Raw genomic sequence first — 17,865 nt, forward strand, 5'->3', positions numbered from 1 at the left:
AACTATCAGTACATTTTACCGTTCCCATACCGAAAATAAATGCCTGAAATTCATTCAAAAGACAGACACTACCGACAGTTGACTCTGGGTCAAAAATGCCGGATAGAAGCACTTTATGACAAAGGTTTTCCACAACGTGACATTACGAAAAGTATTGGGTTGGGCGTTTTCATTATAGTGATAGTGCCAGAAGCGCATACGCGGGCCATTATACAGCCCGAGCAGACCGAGGTTAATCGGGAAACGGCTTTGCAACAGATCATCGCCCAACCCAACGCAACAGATGAAAACCATACTGACGCGCTGCGCTCTTGCGAGTGCTTCATCAGCTTTTTTATTGACGGAAAAATGGCAAATCCCCAACGTTAAGTAAATAAAGTTTGGCTAACATAGATATTAATATGTTAATTTAGGTAAAATGGTAGAAAATCAGTATAATAGAAATTATGCAAAAAATTGCCTTATTGACTTACATCCTGATTCTATTCGGTTTTGCGCAACCCGCAAAAGCCCTATCTGAAAGTGAAGCTGAAGATCTTGCTGATCTGACAGCAGTCTATATCTACTTGAAATATGATTGTGGCTATAGCCAGATCCCAGATCGTGAAATCAGGCGCACAATTATCTATTTCGCCCAACGTCAAAAGTGGGATCTCAGTAACTATGATGGTCAGTTAATGGAGGAACTGAATCAGTTGAGCTACAACGATTTGAAAGGAATTAACTTACCCTACGAGGTTAAATGTCGTTCTCTTGCACGACGCTCCCTCAGCTTACTTGCTTATGTAAAATAGTCCCCTGATAAAGTACCTCCATGAGGTCAATTTCGCAGTGCAACTACGTTAATAGTTGGCTATTATGTGCGCACAATGCCTGTGAACATCACAATGGAGGAATATCGGGACATGTCGCAAAAAGAAATTTGGTATGAAACATTGCATCCCAATTTCGGTCAATATTTCGCAGTTGAAAATGTGCTTTATCATGATAAAACCGAGCACCAAGACCTGATTATTTTCGAAAATGCAGAGCTTGGTCGTATTATGGCGCTTGATGGTGTAGTCCAAACTACAGAGCGCGATGAGTTCATCTATCATGAAGTAATGGCTCATGTACCCCTATTTGCCCACGGACAAGCCAAGAAAGTGTTAATCATTGGCGGTGGTGATGGTGGAATGCTACGTGAAGTCTGCCGCCATCATTATCTCGACAGTATCACAATGGTAGAAATAGATGCCGGTGTCGTCGAATTCTGTGGCCAATATTTGCCAAATCATAATGCAGGGGCTTATGCCGATCCCCGTTTTAAACTGGTTATTGATGACGGTGTTAATTTTGTCAAAACCACGTCTGAAAAATTTGATGTCATCATTTCTGACTGTACTGATCCTGCCGGGCCAGGTGAAAGTTTATTTACCTCTGAATTTTATGAGGGCTGCGCCCGTTGTCTGAGCGAAGGCGGAATTTTTGTCGCCCAAAATGGCGTCTGCTTCCTGCAACAAGACGAAGCCGTCAATAGCCATAAAAAATTGGGTCACTATTTTGCTGACAGCAGTTTCTATCAAGCCGCCGTGCCAACCTATTACGGTGGGATCATGACGTTTGCATGGGCAAGCCAAAATTCTGTCTTGCGTCAGGTTCCCTTGGCTACCCTGCAACAGCGCTTTGAAAAAGCAGCCATAGTCTGCCGTTATTACACGCCAGCGATACACGCAGGAAGTTTTGCATTACCGCAGTACTTACTGAATGCACTGTCTGGAAATCAATAATCACCCATTAGCCGGGAGGTGAATTAAATTGCGCAAACTGAAATTGCACGGCTTTAATAATCTAACAAAAAACTTGAGTTTCTGTATCTATGACATCTGTTATGCAAAAACGAAAGCCGATCGCGACAGTTATATCGCGTACATTGATGAACAGTATAATGCAACTCGTCTGACTGAAATTCTCAGCGAAACCTGTTCAATCATTGGTGCAAATATTCTTAATATTGCTCGCCAGGATTATGATCCACAAGGAGCGAGCGTTACCATCCTGATTAGTGAAGAACCCATTGATCCCAAATTGGTGGATAATACAGAAAACCCAGGCCCACTCCCTGATTCTGTCGTCGCCCACCTGGATAAAAGCCATATTTGTGTGCACACTTACCCAGAAAGCCACCCGGATGGCGGTATATGTACCTTCAGGGCAGATATTGAAGTGTCAACTTGTGGTGTAATATCTCCTCTTAAGGCATTGAATTATCTGATCTATGAATTGGAGTCCGATATTGTGACGATGGATTATCGTGTTCGTGGTTTTACCCGGGATGTCAGTGGTGTAAAACTCTACATAGACCATGAAATTACTTCCATTCAAAATTACGTAACAGAAGAAATCCAATCTCAGTATCACATGATTGATGTAAATATTTTTCAGGAAAACCTTTTTCACACCAAAATGATGTTGAAAACATTTGACCTGAATGAGTATTTGTTCAATACCACAGCAGATGAATTAAGCGAAACAGAAAAGAAAGAGATCACCCGCTTACTTAAAAAAGAGACACAGGAAATTTATTACGGCAAAAATTTTCCTGATTTATAAATATTCATTCTCTATTTAACCTGAGTTACCGGCAGAGTATTACTCTGCCGGTAACTCGTTTTCGTTTTATTAAACCTATTGATTAAACCTATCACTGTCATTTTTCAAGTTGTAACTTGGTTTGACCATATTTTATTATTACATTGAATCTATTTAATGTGATTTATTGTTTTTAGAATAGCTCACAATACCCTTTGACCTTTAAATCGATAACCCCCATAACTTGGTGAAAACACCCATAAATTACTTTCAGATGGTTGCAGAAACATATCGGCATCGGCATCTTCATCGGCTAACGTTAAAAATCCCATACGAGAATAAACGACATTATAAAGTATTTCATTTCCATTTTTCACTGAAAGTTTTAAGTTCCCAAGATATCCCAATTCATAAGACTTATTAACTGCTTTTTCTATCAATAAATGTGAACAATTTCTGATTCCGGGATGGGTACATAATAAAGCCACCTCAGGATAAATGGGTTCATTTATCTGGAAATGCTCAGTGTTATCGTAAAAAAAATGGATAAATAACAGTATACCAATCGGTACATTTTCCATATAACAAACAAAATAGCTATAATTATTAGGATCTTTTTTAATATATGGGGATAACTCTAGCACTTTTTCTATACCTTCAACCATATTTCTCGCAGTACGAGAGCGTTTTTTCCATAATTTTTGTTCATCCAACTCTTCGTTGCGATTTGTTCTTTGCTCATTTCTTTTTCCTTGTTTTACCCTTCGGGGTGTTTGACAAAGCCACCCTTCTGATATGAGAGAATCAGAAATCTGCCTAACTGACTGTAACACTTGACTTTTATTAACCTCTCTAACGATAGGAATATATCCCTTGATCAATCCCGGATTGTTATAAGCTACCTCTGTATTTAATATTTCTATTGGAGGGAAAATACTGAACGATCTTCGACGGGGTAACGCATTGTCTGAAGATAGGGGCATGTGACTATTGAAAGAATGATTTCGCCTTAACATAACTCCTCCGACAAAAGAATTATGGTTAAAAATTAACTCTACCAGATGCTATAAAATAGCATACAAAATTTAATTTTGAAAACACTTAACAATATGGTGTAATTTGTTTTTTTAATTTATCAGCTATACGATATAAAGCAAAAAAAACCAATTAATATGATTGACATATGCGATCATCATCAAAACGACCAGACAAAGAAAAATTAATGACTGTGCTATAGAGCATATAGAAACAACCATTGAAGATAATAAAAAAACAATCAAAGGTAATATAATTTAGTTGTTCCACAATGAAATTTGTTATCTAATTAACAAATTTCATTTAATTATTTGCATGAATCTTATTTTATGAACATGATGAGATATAAATAAATTTATAATAAATACCCTACAATATTCCATAAAAATGAAGATAAAAATTGCCCTCATTGATGACCATGTTGTTGTCCGTTCAGGTTTCGCTCAGTTATTGACACTTGAAGACGATATTATAATCGTAGGTCAGTACAGCAGTGCCAGTGAAGCATGGTCGGACTTACTCAAAAAGACGATTGACATCGTGATCATGGATATTTCCATGCCCAATGAAAGCGGGTTACAACTTCTTGCGCGGTTACGCCCGACATGCCCCAATTTCCGCACTATTATGCTCAGTATTTATGACACTGCAGCTCTGGTACAGAGTGCTCTGGATTCAGGTGCACGCGGTTATCTGACAAAATTCTGTGGGCCAGAAGAATTGATCCAAGCAGTGCGGGCAGTTCACAAAGGCGAAATTTATCTCTGCGCTGACGCATTGAAAGCTCTGCGCCAAAGACCTCACGAAGCGACCGCATTGCAAGTTCTAACTTCACGAGAAAAGGAAATATTTAAATTGTTGATCAATGGAATTAGTGTAAAAGACATCGCTGAACAACTTGAGCTAAGCCCCAAAACCGTACATGTTCATCGTGCTAATATTCTTAGTAAATTGCAGTGCGACTCCACTATTGAACTTGTTCATTACGCTTTACAGCATCAAATCATTACGGGTTAGTCAATGAATTGGAAAGCGCGTTTCGGTTTACAGTCCCTATTTATATTCATTTTTTACTCAATTACCTGGATTTCACTTTGGATTATCAGTTTTTATTTACATGAGGACGGACAACAAGCTGTACTTTTACTGCCACAAGGATTGAGGCTGGTACTTATGATTCTGTTATGGCGGCGTTACTTACCGTTCCTTATTATCAGTGAGATCAGCATATTGGCCTGGTTGAATAACGAACAGCTCATTACGGATTCAACTATCCTACTTTCCCCTGTGATCAGTTTAATCACAGTTTTAATGATTCAACAAATATGGAAACGCTATTCCCTTTATTGGCAGCAACTTTGCATCCTGTTAGTTGGAGTTATTACCAATAGCCTGTTACAAACTCTTTACCTGAGTTTTTCAATATCATCTAAAGCAAATCTTCTTTTTCTCGCCTCAATCACTGGAGGAGTCCTGTTATCCCCATTTATTTATCTAATTTATATCTATCTATACGAGCAAAGTTTAAAAAACAACCGTATTACAGACGATTCATTCTATCCACAACTGCGCTCATCTTTTTTGATGTGGTGCTTTTTATTCAGCTTATTAGGGATCAGTGGACACTTCTTTTTATCACCTAAAATTGAAGGACTTTTGTCAATTTTAGTCTTTATTCCTAATGTTTTTATGGCTTACCGTTATGGCTGGCAAGGCGGTGTATTTTCTGCATTATTGGGAAGTTTGATCGTCACCTTTGCCCGTCAATCCAGTGGCTCATTTAGCGAACTTCAAGAATTGGAGATCTTTTTGACTACCCAAGCCTTATTAGGAATCGGACTGGGTATTGCTATCAGTCGTCAACAACAATTAGCAAGTAACCTAAGTCATTATCGTACGCGATTGGAAAAAGAATTAGTCGTACGTTATACCTTGATGCAAAACCTCATACATATTGAAGAGGATATCCGTAAAGATATTGCCAGGGAATTACATGATGAGATTGGGCAAAATATCACTGCGATTCAAATCCAGTCTACCTTGATAAAACGTACAGCAAACTCACCACTGGTAATAAAAGCATCGGAACAGATTAAATATCTTTCTCAGCAAATTCATCAGGCTACTCGCCAATTGCTGCGTGAGCTACGCCCACCAGCCTTAGACGAAATGTCATTTGAACAGGCCATTCGTCATCTAGTCAATGAATTTGCTTTCGAGGAGCAAAATATTACTTGCCAATTTGACTATCAGCTTCCATTGGAACCGAAAAATAGTACGATTACTTTAACTCTTTATCGACTTATTCAAGAACTGCTGAACAATATCAGCAAACATGCTAACGCGGATACCATTACGATCATATTAAATCAAAAAGAAAATTTCATTCAGCTCCAAGTCAGTGATAATGGAATTGGTATCATAGATGACAAGAAAAATGCAGGATTTGGTCTGAAAGGTATTGAAGAGCGAGTTCGTGTCCTTGGTGGTAATTGGAGCTTAAATACTCAACAAGGAACTCATGTTGTTGTTAATTTACCCATAAATTCAGATGAGTATATTAAATCATCAAAAATTATTTCTAACGTATTAAAACTATAACATAAGATTTTTATTGTCATTTATTCACTTTTATGGAGATTTATTATGCAAGCCAATAGCAATGAACAGATTTCACAAAATTATCGCTATTGGAGAAGCCATCTGTTGATGTCAATGATTGTTGGTTATGCCGCATTCCAGTTAACACGTAAGAGCTTGAATATTGCCATGCCTGAAATGCAGGTAGAGTTAACATTAAATAAGGATGATATTGGCTGGATAGCCAGCTTATTCTACATTACCTATGGCTGTTCAAAATTTATATCGGGAATTTTCCATGATCATACTGGCTATCGCTGGTTTATGGGAGCTGGATTATTAGTAACCGGAATACTTAATATCATTTTCACATTTTGCTCATCACTAACAGCCTTATTAATTGTCTGGACACTTAATGGTTTTTTTCAAGGGTGGGGATGGCCGCCCTGCGCACGGCTATTAACTCACTGGTATTCCCGCAATGAACGAGGCTTTTGGTGGGGATGCTGGAATATTTCTATAAATATAAGTGGAATTCTGCTAGCACTTCTATCTGCACTACTAACGACAATCTATAGCTGGCGCGCTGCTCTACTGCTTCCTGGGATTATTAGCATTATATTGGGAATCTGGTTATTCCAAAAACTGCCGGGAACTCCACAACAGCATGGTTTACCTAGTATTGGAAACTGGCGACAAGATGCAATGGAGCTAAAGCAAGAACATTCATCTCTCCCCATGCCAATGATGAAGATCCTAAAAGAAACCATTTTGTTCAACCGTACTATTTGGATCCTTGGATGCTCCTATATATTGGTCTATTTCATCAGGACAGCAATACATGACTGGGGGAACCTCTGGCTATCAGAAAAACATGGAGCCAACTTATTCAGTACTAATGTCACTCTTTCATTATTTGAATTAGGTGGCCTATTAGGAGCACTTTGCTCAGGATGGGGTTCTGACCTATTCTTTCGTAGCCAGCGAGCTCCCATGATTTTACTATTTTCTATTGGACTGTTTTTTTCAGTAACAGCACTTTGGTTAATTCCCATGCAAGATTATGTCTTATTGTCCACTTGTATTTTCAGTATTGGCTTTTTTGTTTTCGGCCCACAAATGTTAATTGGATTAGCAGCAACAGAATATTGCCATAAGAGAGCCGCTGGTACAGTCACAGGATATTTAGGTCTATACGCCTACCTTAGTGCTGCGATTGCAGGCTGGCCATTAAGTCAAATCATTAACCGCTATGATTGGTCTGGAATGTTTGCTTTGCTTACTTTAGCCGCTGCGTTAATGGGATTATTACTGATGCCTCTATTGATAGCAGACATTAATAAACACGGAAGAAAATATGAACAAAATCAGCATGATGATGAATTCCAAAAGATCTAAATACTCCCCCGATTGACTCACCAAATCCATCACATGAGAGTGTAAGTAGCCCGATTTTGCGTACATTATGGCTACTTCCGCTCTGGAAAAATTTCTACTTCACGAACTGTTATCCGTATTCGTCTGCTCTCATTGATAAATGAGATGTCATTTCATTCTTATTAACATATCAATATTAATAACACTTTATAGTCATGATAAACAAAAATGTTTTATATTTTCATTCAATATGATTATATGTATTGTATGATTTACAATCCACTTATAACTCTGAAAGATAATGCGCTATTTTTTTACTATATAGAAACAAAGAATTTAGAATATATTTTATACTACAAAGACAGTATTTGTCTATTAAATAACCTAACGTTGATTTTCATACTAGATGTCAATTGTTATAAAAATAAATGGGATTGATGCTACTATGACGTAAATGATGTAGGGATCTTAGGAAGATGATAAGACATTATATAATCTTGCAGATATATAATAGATTAAATAATTATTCTTTTTTACATTAAAAATCAAATTAAAAATTTTTAAACACAAGAGTTAATATTGTAAAAATTTAAATACACTTATTTTACATTAAACGTCCAACAAAAAATAAAATAATAGAACTAAAAATTTACCTTATGAGTAAAATAAAATCAACAAATTCAAATTATTATTTGACATAGCCCAACATTCTGTAAAATGAAATTCATTCAATAGAAAATATTAAATTTGTTATCTGGTTTGCAAATTTACTCTCTTAATTTGCATAAGTATATTAATCTCATCATGATGTCTCAAGAATGAACTGGCAGGACTCTATTTTTAAATTAATAATAAGAGTTTCGTTTATTAATATTCATACTAACCCACCCGAAGTAGAAATTTTGAATGTAAGGACGTCATTAATGAAACTCAATTATCTCGCCGTATTAATCACCATCGGACTCACAGCAGCTACCATAACCAGCAATGTTCAAGCAAAGGGTCGGCTGATTGTTTACTGTAGTGGCACGAATGCTCTATGTGAAACAGAAACACGTGCCTTTGGCGAAAAATACAATGTCAAAACCACATTTATTCGCAATAGCACAGGCAGTACATTAGCCAAAATCGAAGCAGAAAAACGCAATCCACAAGCAGATGTATGGTATGGAGGTTCACTCGATCCCCATTCCCAAGCTGGTGAGTTAGACCTCCTACAACTTTATCAATCACCAAACTTATCCCAAATTTTTCCTCAGTTTCGCGATCCGGCAAAACGTAAAGGTAATTACACTTCTGCGGTTTATATGGGTATCCTTGGTTTTGGCGTGAATACAGAACGTCTGAAAGAGAAAAATCTCCCCATCCCTACCTGTTGGAAAGATCTGACTAAACCAGAATATAAAGGTGAAATTCAGATGGCTGATCCACAAAGCTCCGGTACTTCCTATACCGCACTGGCAACCTTTATCCAATTGTGGGATGAAAACAAGGCTTTTGATTATTTGAAAAAACTAAATAGTAATATTTCTCAATACACCAAATCTGGTATTGCTCCCGCACGTAATACCGCACGCGGTGAAACTGCCATTGGGATCGGTTTTCTACATGATTACTCGCTGGAAATTGAGAATGGGGCGCCTATGAAACTGATTTCCCCTTGCGAAGGTACTGGCTATGAGATTGGTGGTGTCAGCATTATAAAAAATGCCCGTAACCTAGATAACGCCAAATTATTCGTTGATTGGGTGCTGACCAAAGAAGCTCAAGAGTTGAGTTGGAAAAAAGGCCAGTCTTACCAGATCCTAACGAATACTACGGCAGAATCTTCTCCCATAACACTGAATCCTGCTGAACTGAATCTTATCAGTTATGACATGGATAAATATGGTTCCAATGAAGTACGTAAGAAACTGATCAATAAGTGGCTCACGGAAGTCAAAATGGGAAAATGATTCCTTAAATCATTAGAGATAACCATTCAGGCAACGAACTATGAACATCTGTTCGCTGCCTGATCATGCGATCTACATACTCTCTTCGTGAAATGTTATTGGGGAAATTATGTCTCATACCCTTATCTTGCAGAAAAAGCAGGGTCAGGATTCTGTTTTCTGGTGGATTATACTGGCATGGCTGTCATTTGCCCTGCTACCATCATGGAGTCTGGATTACGGCCTTTTTGATTCAACACCAGAAGAAATTCTGGCGGCTTACGGCTGGCACGGTATTAACATCAGCATGTTATGGTTTATGCTGCCATCGGTCTTGCTATTACGTCCGCAGTTTCCGGCCGATCGTAGCTCTCGCCAACGTCACTATTTTGATGTGGGGTATTCCCTGTTCTGTGTGCTATTTATTATCACCAGTGCAGCGCTGACTGGACGCGGGTTAGGTTACTCTACTCTTGCCCTGTTTATCACATTGGGAGCGATCATAACTCTGGCGCTTGCCCGTCTGGAATGGCTTGGCGGTGACAATTTCGTCATTGGTTCGCTGATAACAATCATTGCGTTGATTAGCGTGTTTATTCTTTTTCCCAGCATCGCCATCTTTATTCCCATGTTTACGGATGAGTCCGGCCATTTCGCACCATTCGCGTTTCTGTCAATACTCGGCCAATCCCATGTCCTGAAAATTATTGCCAATTCCGTACTCCTTTCTGTTTCAGTTGGCCTGGGCTGTACATTTTTTGGATTAGTATTGGCAATTTACACCGCTAGAATCGCCACATATTCCGCCGTCATCGGCCGGATATTTTCTATCTTGCCAATTGTAACACCACCGTTTGTTGTGGGATTAGGTGTTACTCTAATGATGGGACGCTCCGGTTATATCACAGAGTTTCTGTCTACATGGTTAGGCTTAACTAACACAAACTGGTTATATGGTTTTGCAGGGATTTGGATCGCCCAAGTGCTGGCATTTACACCGATGGCGTTCATCATTTTGGATGGAGCCATCAAAACAGTTCACCCTTCCTTAGAAGAAGCCGCCTATACCCTGAGAGCTAATCGCTATCAAACTTTCTTCCATATCTTTATACCGTTATTGAAACCTGCTCTCGCTAACGCTTTCCTGATTGTAATTGTTCAATCTTTGGCTGATTTTAGTAATCCGCTGGTATTAGGAGGTAACTTTGACGTATTGGCGACTCAGATTTATTTCTATATCGCAGGTTCACAACTTGACTATCAAGCCGCCAGCACTCTGGGCGCATCGTTGCTGGTCTTCTCGCTCCTGATTTTCTGTGTCCAATATCTCTGGATTGGCAAACGTTCTTATGTCACGGTTTCCGGTAAGTCCAACCGTGGTGATGTGCAGCCTTTGCCTGTTTCCCTCGTATGGGGTGTTTGCACCCTGTTGTTTATTTGGGTGATATTCAATATCCTGCTCTATGGCAGCATTTTCTATGGTAGCTTCACCGTCAACTGGGGCGTGGACTATACTCTGACTCTGAACAATTTCATTATGCTGTTTGGCCAAGGAATGAGTGATGGTGCATGGCCTTCGCTATTGGATACATTGTTGTATGCCGGCATTGCCGCCCCGATTACTGCCCTTTTCGGACTATTAATTGCTTATATCGTGGTTCGGCAACAATTCCGGGGCAAGAAAGTCATCGAATTCACAACCATGCTCTGTTTTGCTGTTCCCGGTACAGTAGCAGGAATATCTTACCTTCTGGCTTTCAATAGCGCACCATTCTATATCACGGGTACAGCATTCATTATCATCATCTCCATGGTTATGCGAAACGTACCTGTCGGTATTCGAGCGGGTATCGCAGGACTTGGACAGATTGATAAATCGCTGGATGAAGCCTCTCTCAGCCTTCGGGCGAGTTCGATGAGAACAATATTGCATATCCTGCTGCCACTCCTGCGCCCAGCTATCTTATCAGCATTGATTTACAGCTTTGTACGCGCCATAACCACCGTCAGTGCCATTGTATTTTTGGTGACACCAGATACACGTGTGGCAACAGCTTATATCCTGAATCGCATTGAAGATGGTGAATATGGCCTGGCTATCGCGTATGGCTCCATTCTGATCGTGGTTATGCTGGCAGTAATTTTCCTATTTGACTATTTAGTTGGCGAAACACGTGTTTCCCGCTCTAAAGCTAAAAATATCCAGTAATCATGGAGTGACGATATGGCACAGCAACATTTTGTCGAGTTAAAAAATGTAACCAAGCGGTTCGGTAACAATACCGTGATCAATTCGCTGAATTTATCCATCCCACAAGGACATATGGTCACTTTATTAGGTCCATCCGGATGCGGTAAAACGACGGTGCTAAGGCTGGTGGCTGGATTGGAAAAGCCGACTGAAGGTAATATTTTCATCGATGGAGAAAATGTTACCGATCGCTCCATTCAGTATCGGGATATTTGCATGGTATTTCAGTCTTATGCCCTTTTCCCACATATGTCATTAGGGGAAAATATCGGTTATGGATTGAAAATGCTGGGGCGCCCAAAAACAGAGATCCGTGAACACGTCAGAGAAGCCTTGGAACTGGTAGACTTGAGTGGTTTTGAAGATCGCTATGTTGATCAAATATCGGGTGGGCAGCAACAGCGAGTTGCCTTAGCACGCGCACTCATCCTCAAACCCAAAGTTCTGCTATTCGACGAACCGTTAAGTAACCTTGATGCCAACCTGCGACGGAGTATGCGTGAAAAAATTCGTGAATTGCAGCAACAGTTCAATATCACCTCACTTTATGTCACGCATGATCAAAGTGAAGCCTTTGCGGTTTCTGATACGGTATTAGTCATGGACAAGGGCAAAATTATGCAAATGGGTTCACCGCAGACACTCTATCGTCAACCTGCATCGAAATTTATGGCAAGCTTTATGGGGGATGCCAATATTTTCCCTGCCACACAAGGGCCGGATTATGTGGAAATCTTTCAATATCGTCTGCCTCGACCGGCCAACTTCATAACAACACAGCCATCAATTACCGTTGGCATACGCCCTGAAGCCATTACCTTGAGTCTGCAAGGAAGTGAAAGCCAACGTTGCAAGGTCAATCATGTCGCCTATATGGGAGCACAATATGAAGTCACTGTTGACTGGCATGGACAAACTCTCTTGTTGCAAATCAATGCGTCCCAATTGCAACCCAAAGTGGGTGAAAATTATTATCTAGAAATTCATCCAATAGGAATCTTTGTTCTAGAAGAGTAAATACGAGCGAAGTAATTAGCAATAACCAAAATCCAATCTCCTGCGGTGATTACCGCAGGAAACTTTTCATCCAAAAATATTCTTTATAAAACCATAAACATAAATCATTTATTCTGTCTATCAACTCATCAATAAACCCTGTAAAATCACCTACACTTTCTGGGTATGTCACACCGCAAAAAGACCACTTATTCCACTTCTAATAAATAGGGTTTATAATGCATCAGTCTGATGTGGTTGATCGCTCGCTTTTCTCATTAAGCTGGCCGATCTTCATTGATATCTTTCTGCATATGGCGACGTTATTAATCAATACGTACATGGTCAGCCATATCTCTTCTGCTTATCTCGCCGCAATGGGAGTGGGCAATCATGTGTTCGATCTCTTTATTACGATTTTCAATTTCATTAGCGTGGGTTGCAGTGTTGTCATTGCGCAATATCTGGGATCAGGAAAACGGGATAAAGCCAGTCAAGCCATTCATATTTCCATTGCATTTAATTTTGTGCTGGGTTTCAGTTGTGCTCTGATCACGGTTTTCTTCGGCTATAAGATCTTGTCTATCATGAACCTGCCCGAAAATCTGATGGATGACGGGTTCGCTTATCTGCATGTTCTGGGTATCTGTCTGGTTCCTGAAGCGATTTCGATTATTCTGGCCGCCTGTTTACGGGTTTATGGCAAGTCGAAATCAGCTATGTATGTCACGCTGATTGCCAACCTGCTCACTATTGTCGGCAATATGATCGTTTTGTATGGGTTCTTCGGATTGCCTCAATATGGACTGGAAGGTGTAGCCTGGTCTACGGTATTTGGCCGTACTGTTGCCGTTATTTTACTCTGCGGATTACTGTTCTGTGGTCTGAAAATCAAATTCGAATTTAAATTGCTCGTGCACTGGTCCAGGAATATGCTGAGTAAAATCTTGCATATCGGCTTACCCGCCGCCGGTGAAAATTTGGTCTGGATTTTGCAGTATATGACTGCACAGGCGTTTATTGGTCTGATGGGTGAAATTCCTCTGGCTGCACAGACGCTTTACTTCCAACTGTCCCTGTTCATTATGTTGTTTGGTATTTCCACCAGCATTGGTAATGAAATTATGGTGGGTCACCTTGTTGGGGCAAAACGCTTTGAGGATGCCTATATTCGAGGTTTCAAAAGCCTGCGGATCGGCGTGATCGTTACGGTAGGTGTTGTCCTGGCGTTCTGGGTTTTCAGGGAGCCGCTGCTCGCCATCATGACGGAAGATCAGAAGATTATTGAACTTCTGCTGCCACTGTTCCTGCTTTCTGTCTTTTTGGAACCCGGTCGTACCTTCAACATTGTGATGGTCAATTCCCTGCGCGCTTCCGGAGATGCCCGTTTCCCACTCTATACCGCACTGATTTGCATGTGGGGTATTTCCATCCCCGTCGGTTATTATCTGGGAATTACTATGGGCATGGGGATCTTGGGAATTTGGATCGGGTTCTTCTGTGATGAATGGGTTCGTGGGTTAATTAATGCATGGCGCTGGAAGTCCAAAAAATGGCAAACCAAGCGACTGGATATTTAATTAAAGTATAAATACAAACATGCCGCAGATAGAATCGCGGCATGTTCAATTTAATCAACACTTATCATTCAAATTTTTCTTTGCCATAGAATTCAGAACGTGGGCCATACAGCAAGCGACCGTATCCGCCCGCACTTAACAGGCGATTGCTGGTAATACCCGCAATGTCATGGCTTCTGTCCGTAATGGTATTTGCAATCTGGGAAATGGCTGCCGCTACCAACATGCCTACCAGACCACCGCTGGAAGAATTATCATTTTCTGTGGAAGAGGCTGTCGCGACACCATTCCACAATTGTTTACCCGTGCGCAAATCGACCAATCGAGCTATCGCACTGACACGGGTATCACTGTTAATAATTTGGTATTGCGTGCCGTACTGCGTGATATTCAGGTAGAGCGCGGAATCAGCCCCAAAAATGTCATGCAGTCTTTTGTAGCTGAGATTATGGATATCCTGCGCTTCGGTTACCCCATTTTGGCGGAATGTTTCTTCAACCACCGCCACCGGATAAACATAATAGCCGGATTCTGCCAGTGGATAAGTCACCTGAGACAGTAAACTGCCGGAAGCCTGTACTTCCACGGATTTATTGACGGCGGGCAAGACCAGAATGGATTTAGGTTTACTTTCCCTCAATGCCGAATAATCATACGGCTGATGTTTGGCGCATCCTGCCAGTACCAGCAATAATAAGGCACCGATAGCCCCCAGAAAACGGTTCATTATTTCACTCCCTTATTCTTGCTTAACAGAAAATCCATGTAAGGCGCCGATTCAGGAAATAAGTTTTTCTCTATTTCAAACTGCTGGAAAGCATCCTCGATCTGACCGATTTTGCTGTAAAGCAGCCCCATTTGGGCATGCAAACCCGGAGGAACCAGTTTATCTTTGGCCTTGGCTTGTTCAACCACTTTTTGCAATGCCTGAAGCTGTTCCTGTGGCCCCGTTTTATCCTGCTGGTAATATTGATAAAGGGTTGGCTGATAATCTCCCCACACATACAGGGTGTCAGGTGCTTTTACACATCCCACCAATCCACATCCCATCAATAATAGTGTGCCAAACAACATCCCGGTTTTTTTCATCAAAAACATACGGCTTTTTTCCCTGTTTAATTAGTTGGTTGGCTTCCATGAACCATTTTCAATACCGCCGACCAGATCATTGATAGCTTCACGGATCGCCAGATCCAATACCTTGCCATTCAAGGTAGAGTCGTAGCTGGAAGTACCGCCAAACCCAATAATTTCACGACTGGAAAGTTGGTATTCTCCTGCCCCGGCGGAAGAGAAAACCACTTCGGAAGTTTCAACATTAACCACATTCAGCATCACTTTTGCATAGGCAACCTGTGATTTACCACGACCTAAAATGCCCCATAATTGATGATCGCCGACTTCTTTGCGGCCAAATTCGGTCACGGAACCCGTAATAATATAGTTAGCCCCTTTCAATTTCTGGGCCTTGCCCTGTAAACCCGCTTCTGCTTGCAATTCAGCCATATTGGTGCGTTCCAGTACGTTAAAACGTCCCGTTTGTTGTAAATGAGTCACAAGGATGGTTTTTGACTGGTTGCCTAAACGGTCAATGCCGTCAGAGAAAATGCCGTTCTGGTAGCTTGAACGGTTTTCGAATTTACCCACAGCGATTGGGCTGCGAATACCGGTATAAGTGGTCTTATAAGAAGTGACTTTTTGTACCGAAAGTGTTGACGAAGATTCTGTCGCACAACCGGCCAACATAAGAGAAGCCAGGCAAAGCGAGGCTAACGTGAGTTTACTTTTCATTATTATGTCTTCCTTAATGAGTGATCAAATACGCCCGTCGTCTTTCCAGTTGCCGTTTTGTTGGCGGCATCCTGAAATCCATTGGGCCTAAGCGTGCCCGATTTTTTGTACAGGCGGCTATTGTGAGCATAAAAACCGTGGAATAATAAATATTGTTATAGTAAATGTCTATTCAAATACGTTTTCATAATAGTGACGCACTGAAATTCCGAGGCTTCCTTATTCCCCGCACGGCGGGAAATAAGGGAGTACCCTACCATTTTAAATAAGTTTTCATAATAGTGATACACTGAAATTCCGAAGATTCCTTACTCCCCGCGCAGCGGGGAGTAAGGAAGTGTTCTACAATTTTGAAATGTCATTTAATTAAAAAATGGGTACATTGATTCACTTACATTGTGAATGGATTAATGCTAACTGCGGTTATTACATAAAATACACTACGTGGAAAAATCAGCATGATCTTTCCACTTCGTTATTGGTGATTTGAATTATGGGTGATTGGGAAAAATTAAGCTAAAAATATTATTTCAAACAGTAAAAAACAAAATCAACCTACTTCATTGACCATATTAATAGAAATTACAATTTAAATGACATGGCAGAAAAAACCATGCCACCGCTGCCTGCCCAGCCCATACAGAGTTTATCTCTTTCCACCTGCCCATGTTGCAAAGCGTCCGCAATGCCAAATGGAATAGACGCCGTAACAATGTTCCCCGTCTTTTGACCGATATGATGAATTTTATCCGCAATCTGGATCTCGTTGCCAAATCGATCCCACATCGTCGGCGAACTGGTATGGGCAAAAACTTTATGGAGATCACGGCGGTCAATATTATGCTGTCTGAATACATTGGGGGCTTCATAGCCGGCATGTTCATGCAAGGCTGCCCCATAAGAGTTAAATTGGTAGTTTCCCTTAAATGACAAAATACGCTCAACGTCACTGTCATTGCAGAACAATTTCCAATTTGGCAAAGTAATATTGCATAAATCACTTAAGTCAGGCCGACTGATATAATCAAATTTAAAATTATCAATTGATTTATTATTCAGTATGGTGACAGAAGCGGCTTCACCAATGGTATAGCTAGGAAATTTATACGCTAACTCATCGGAAGAGTTCAGGGCGAAATTTTTAATTATGGGGCCATCTTCAGACATGCCAAATTCCATATTGACAATCGCTGCATGGCGTATTTCACCTGCCTTCATTTTGCTGTTGATCACATCCATTGCCGTTATCCAGCCATTACAGGCATCAACGACATCATAGTTACGACAGTTCAAACCCAATGCCTTGGCAACAAAAGTACTGTTTGCCGGTTCAATGAAACCCCGGAGCACGTTGGGATAAATTAACAGGTCGATGTCTGATTTGCTGATATTTGCCTGTTTCAACGCCTGATCAAAAGCCTGCTCCATAAGGTGCATGGGTTTTTCACCCTCCCCTAGCCAATATCGACTTTCAATACCCGTTTTATCCAATAATTTTTCAATCGTTTTTAGCGTCTTTGTAAGATTACCTTGAAAAATTCTTTTAGATTTTTTTTCGATTAATGCAATAATATCCTGATTAGTCATACATCTTGATGGCAATACACCAGAAACTCCAGCAATTCTCATGAAAACATCCTTAAAATAGCGATTAAATATCATTAATATTCATGCAAATATTTCATCCATGCATACATGTTCTTCCATTACATCATTTCTGTTGTTATCACTGTAGATCTATATCCGAAAC

Annotated in this window: 16 protein-coding genes; 11 read left to right on the top strand and 5 right to left on the bottom strand. The window is 40.4% G+C overall.

Annotation, left to right across the window (positions count from 1 at the left end; genetic code table 11):
• Positions 1-39: 39 nt before the first annotated feature.
• From Xbed_RS00940 to speD, 4 genes are all read left to right on the top strand, one after another.
• Complete coding sequence (locus Xbed_RS00940; protein ID WP_086111069.1) at positions 40-369, top strand: helix-turn-helix domain-containing protein; 330 nt, start codon at positions 40-42, stop codon at positions 367-369.
• A 77-nt stretch (positions 370-446) separates the two neighbouring features.
• Positions 447-794, top strand: a complete 348-nt coding sequence (locus Xbed_RS00945) for a YacC family pilotin-like protein (RefSeq protein ID WP_086111070.1) — start codon at positions 447-449, stop codon at positions 792-794.
• 111 nt (positions 795-905) lie between these two features.
• Entirely contained in the window at positions 906-1,769 is an 864-nt protein-coding gene (speE, locus tag Xbed_RS00950) for a polyamine aminopropyltransferase (protein ID WP_086111071.1), read from the top strand.
• Between the two features lie 28 nt (positions 1,770-1,797).
• Positions 1,798-2,592 carry an adenosylmethionine decarboxylase gene (gene speD, locus Xbed_RS00955; RefSeq protein ID WP_086111072.1) on the top strand — a complete coding sequence of 265 codons (795 nt, stop codon included), beginning with the start codon at positions 1,798-1,800 and terminating at the stop codon, positions 2,590-2,592.
• Between the two features lie 182 nt (positions 2,593-2,774).
• On the opposite strand, the gene Xbed_RS19300 is transcribed toward speD, so the two are convergent.
• Entirely contained in the window at positions 2,775-3,587 is an 813-nt protein-coding gene (locus Xbed_RS19300; protein ID WP_139837438.1) for a hypothetical protein, read from the bottom strand.
• Between the two features lie 406 nt (positions 3,588-3,993).
• Between Xbed_RS19300 and Xbed_RS00965 the strand changes: the two genes are divergently transcribed.
• The 7 genes from Xbed_RS00965 (at position 3,994) to Xbed_RS01000 (ending at position 14,324) form a co-directional block, all read left to right on the top strand.
• Complete coding sequence (locus Xbed_RS00965) at positions 3,994-4,623, top strand: response regulator transcription factor (protein WP_086111074.1); 630 nt, start codon at positions 3,994-3,996, stop codon at positions 4,621-4,623.
• A gap of 3 nt (positions 4,624-4,626) precedes the next feature.
• Complete coding sequence (locus Xbed_RS00970) at positions 4,627-6,207, top strand: MASE1 domain-containing sensor histidine kinase (protein ID WP_086111075.1); 1,581 nt, start codon at positions 4,627-4,629, stop codon at positions 6,205-6,207.
• A 45-nt stretch (positions 6,208-6,252) separates the two neighbouring features.
• Positions 6,253-7,584 (top strand): MFS transporter family glucose-6-phosphate receptor UhpC, encoded by a 1,332-nt coding sequence (uhpC, locus tag Xbed_RS00975; protein ID WP_086111076.1) that lies wholly within the window; start codon positions 6,253-6,255, stop codon positions 7,582-7,584.
• A 902-nt stretch (positions 7,585-8,486) separates the two neighbouring features.
• Positions 8,487-9,518: an ABC transporter substrate-binding protein gene (locus Xbed_RS00985; protein ID WP_086111078.1), complete on the top strand. Its 1,032-nt coding sequence runs from the start codon at positions 8,487-8,489 to the stop codon at positions 9,516-9,518.
• 109 nt (positions 9,519-9,627) lie between these two features.
• Entirely contained in the window at positions 9,628-11,706 is a 2,079-nt protein-coding gene (locus Xbed_RS00990; protein WP_086111079.1) for an ABC transporter permease, read from the top strand.
• A 15-nt stretch (positions 11,707-11,721) separates the two neighbouring features.
• Complete coding sequence (gene fbpC / locus Xbed_RS00995) at positions 11,722-12,765, top strand: ferric ABC transporter ATP-binding protein (RefSeq protein WP_086111080.1); 1,044 nt, start codon at positions 11,722-11,724, stop codon at positions 12,763-12,765.
• Positions 12,766-12,983: 218 nt separating this feature from the next.
• On the top strand, positions 12,984-14,324 hold the full coding sequence (locus Xbed_RS01000; RefSeq protein WP_086111081.1) for an MATE family efflux transporter: 1,341 nt from the start codon (positions 12,984-12,986) through the stop codon (positions 14,322-14,324).
• A gap of 64 nt (positions 14,325-14,388) precedes the next feature.
• On the opposite strand, the gene Xbed_RS01005 is transcribed toward Xbed_RS01000, so the two are convergent.
• The 4 genes from Xbed_RS01005 to Xbed_RS01020 all read right to left on the bottom strand — a co-directional run bounded on the left by Xbed_RS01005 (position 14,389) and on the right by Xbed_RS01020 (position 17,744).
• Positions 14,389-15,051, bottom strand: a complete 663-nt coding sequence (locus Xbed_RS01005; RefSeq protein ID WP_086111082.1) for a DUF799 domain-containing protein — start codon at positions 15,049-15,051, stop codon at positions 14,389-14,391.
• A complete protein-coding gene (locus tag Xbed_RS01010; protein ID WP_086111083.1) occupies positions 15,051-15,422 on the bottom strand; it encodes a DUF4810 domain-containing protein in 372 nt (123 codons plus the stop codon). The genes Xbed_RS01005 and Xbed_RS01010 overlap by 1 nt, the downstream gene beginning before the upstream one ends.
• Positions 15,423-15,443: 21 nt before the next feature.
• Positions 15,444-16,115: a CsgG/HfaB family protein gene (locus Xbed_RS01015; RefSeq protein ID WP_086111084.1), complete on the bottom strand. Its 672-nt coding sequence runs from the start codon at positions 16,113-16,115 to the stop codon at positions 15,444-15,446.
• A gap of 582 nt (positions 16,116-16,697) precedes the next feature.
• Positions 16,698-17,744, bottom strand: a complete 1,047-nt coding sequence (locus Xbed_RS01020; protein WP_086111085.1) for a 3-oxoacyl-[acyl-carrier-protein] synthase III C-terminal domain-containing protein — start codon at positions 17,742-17,744, stop codon at positions 16,698-16,700.
• Between the last annotated feature and the right edge of the window lie 121 nt (positions 17,745-17,865).

Origin of the sequence: Xenorhabdus beddingii, assembly GCF_002127545.1 — a bacterium.
Lineage (GTDB): Bacteria > Pseudomonadota > Gammaproteobacteria > Enterobacterales > Enterobacteriaceae > Xenorhabdus > Xenorhabdus beddingii.

Coding starts and splice junctions, on each gene's coding strand:
- Xbed_RS00940 (WP_086111069.1), top strand. CDS start 40: ATGCCTGAAATTCATTCAAAAGACAGACACTACCGACAGTTGACTCTG.
- Xbed_RS00945 (WP_086111070.1), top strand. CDS start 447: ATGCAAAAAATTGCCTTATTGACTTACATCCTGATTCTATTCGGTTTT.
- speE (WP_086111071.1), top strand. CDS start 906: ATGTCGCAAAAAGAAATTTGGTATGAAACATTGCATCCCAATTTCGGT.
- Xbed_RS19300 (WP_139837438.1), bottom strand. CDS start 3,587: ATGTTAAGGCGAAATCATTCTTTCAATAGTCACATGCCCCTATCTTCA.
- Xbed_RS00965 (WP_086111074.1), top strand. CDS start 3,994: ATGAAGATAAAAATTGCCCTCATTGATGACCATGTTGTTGTCCGTTCA.
- Xbed_RS00970 (WP_086111075.1), top strand. CDS start 4,627: ATGAATTGGAAAGCGCGTTTCGGTTTACAGTCCCTATTTATATTCATT.
- uhpC (WP_086111076.1), top strand. CDS start 6,253: ATGCAAGCCAATAGCAATGAACAGATTTCACAAAATTATCGCTATTGG.
- Xbed_RS00985 (WP_086111078.1), top strand. CDS start 8,487: ATGAAACTCAATTATCTCGCCGTATTAATCACCATCGGACTCACAGCA.
- Xbed_RS00990 (WP_086111079.1), top strand. CDS start 9,628: ATGTCTCATACCCTTATCTTGCAGAAAAAGCAGGGTCAGGATTCTGTT.
- fbpC (WP_086111080.1), top strand. CDS start 11,722: ATGGCACAGCAACATTTTGTCGAGTTAAAAAATGTAACCAAGCGGTTC.
- Xbed_RS01000 (WP_086111081.1), top strand. CDS start 12,984: ATGCATCAGTCTGATGTGGTTGATCGCTCGCTTTTCTCATTAAGCTGG.
- Xbed_RS01005 (WP_086111082.1), bottom strand. CDS start 15,051: ATGAACCGTTTTCTGGGGGCTATCGGTGCCTTATTATTGCTGGTACTG.
- Xbed_RS01010 (WP_086111083.1), bottom strand. CDS start 15,422: ATGTTTTTGATGAAAAAAACCGGGATGTTGTTTGGCACACTATTATTG.
- Xbed_RS01015 (WP_086111084.1), bottom strand. CDS start 16,115: ATGAAAAGTAAACTCACGTTAGCCTCGCTTTGCCTGGCTTCTCTTATG.
- Xbed_RS01020 (WP_086111085.1), bottom strand. CDS start 17,744: ATGAGAATTGCTGGAGTTTCTGGTGTATTGCCATCAAGATGTATGACT.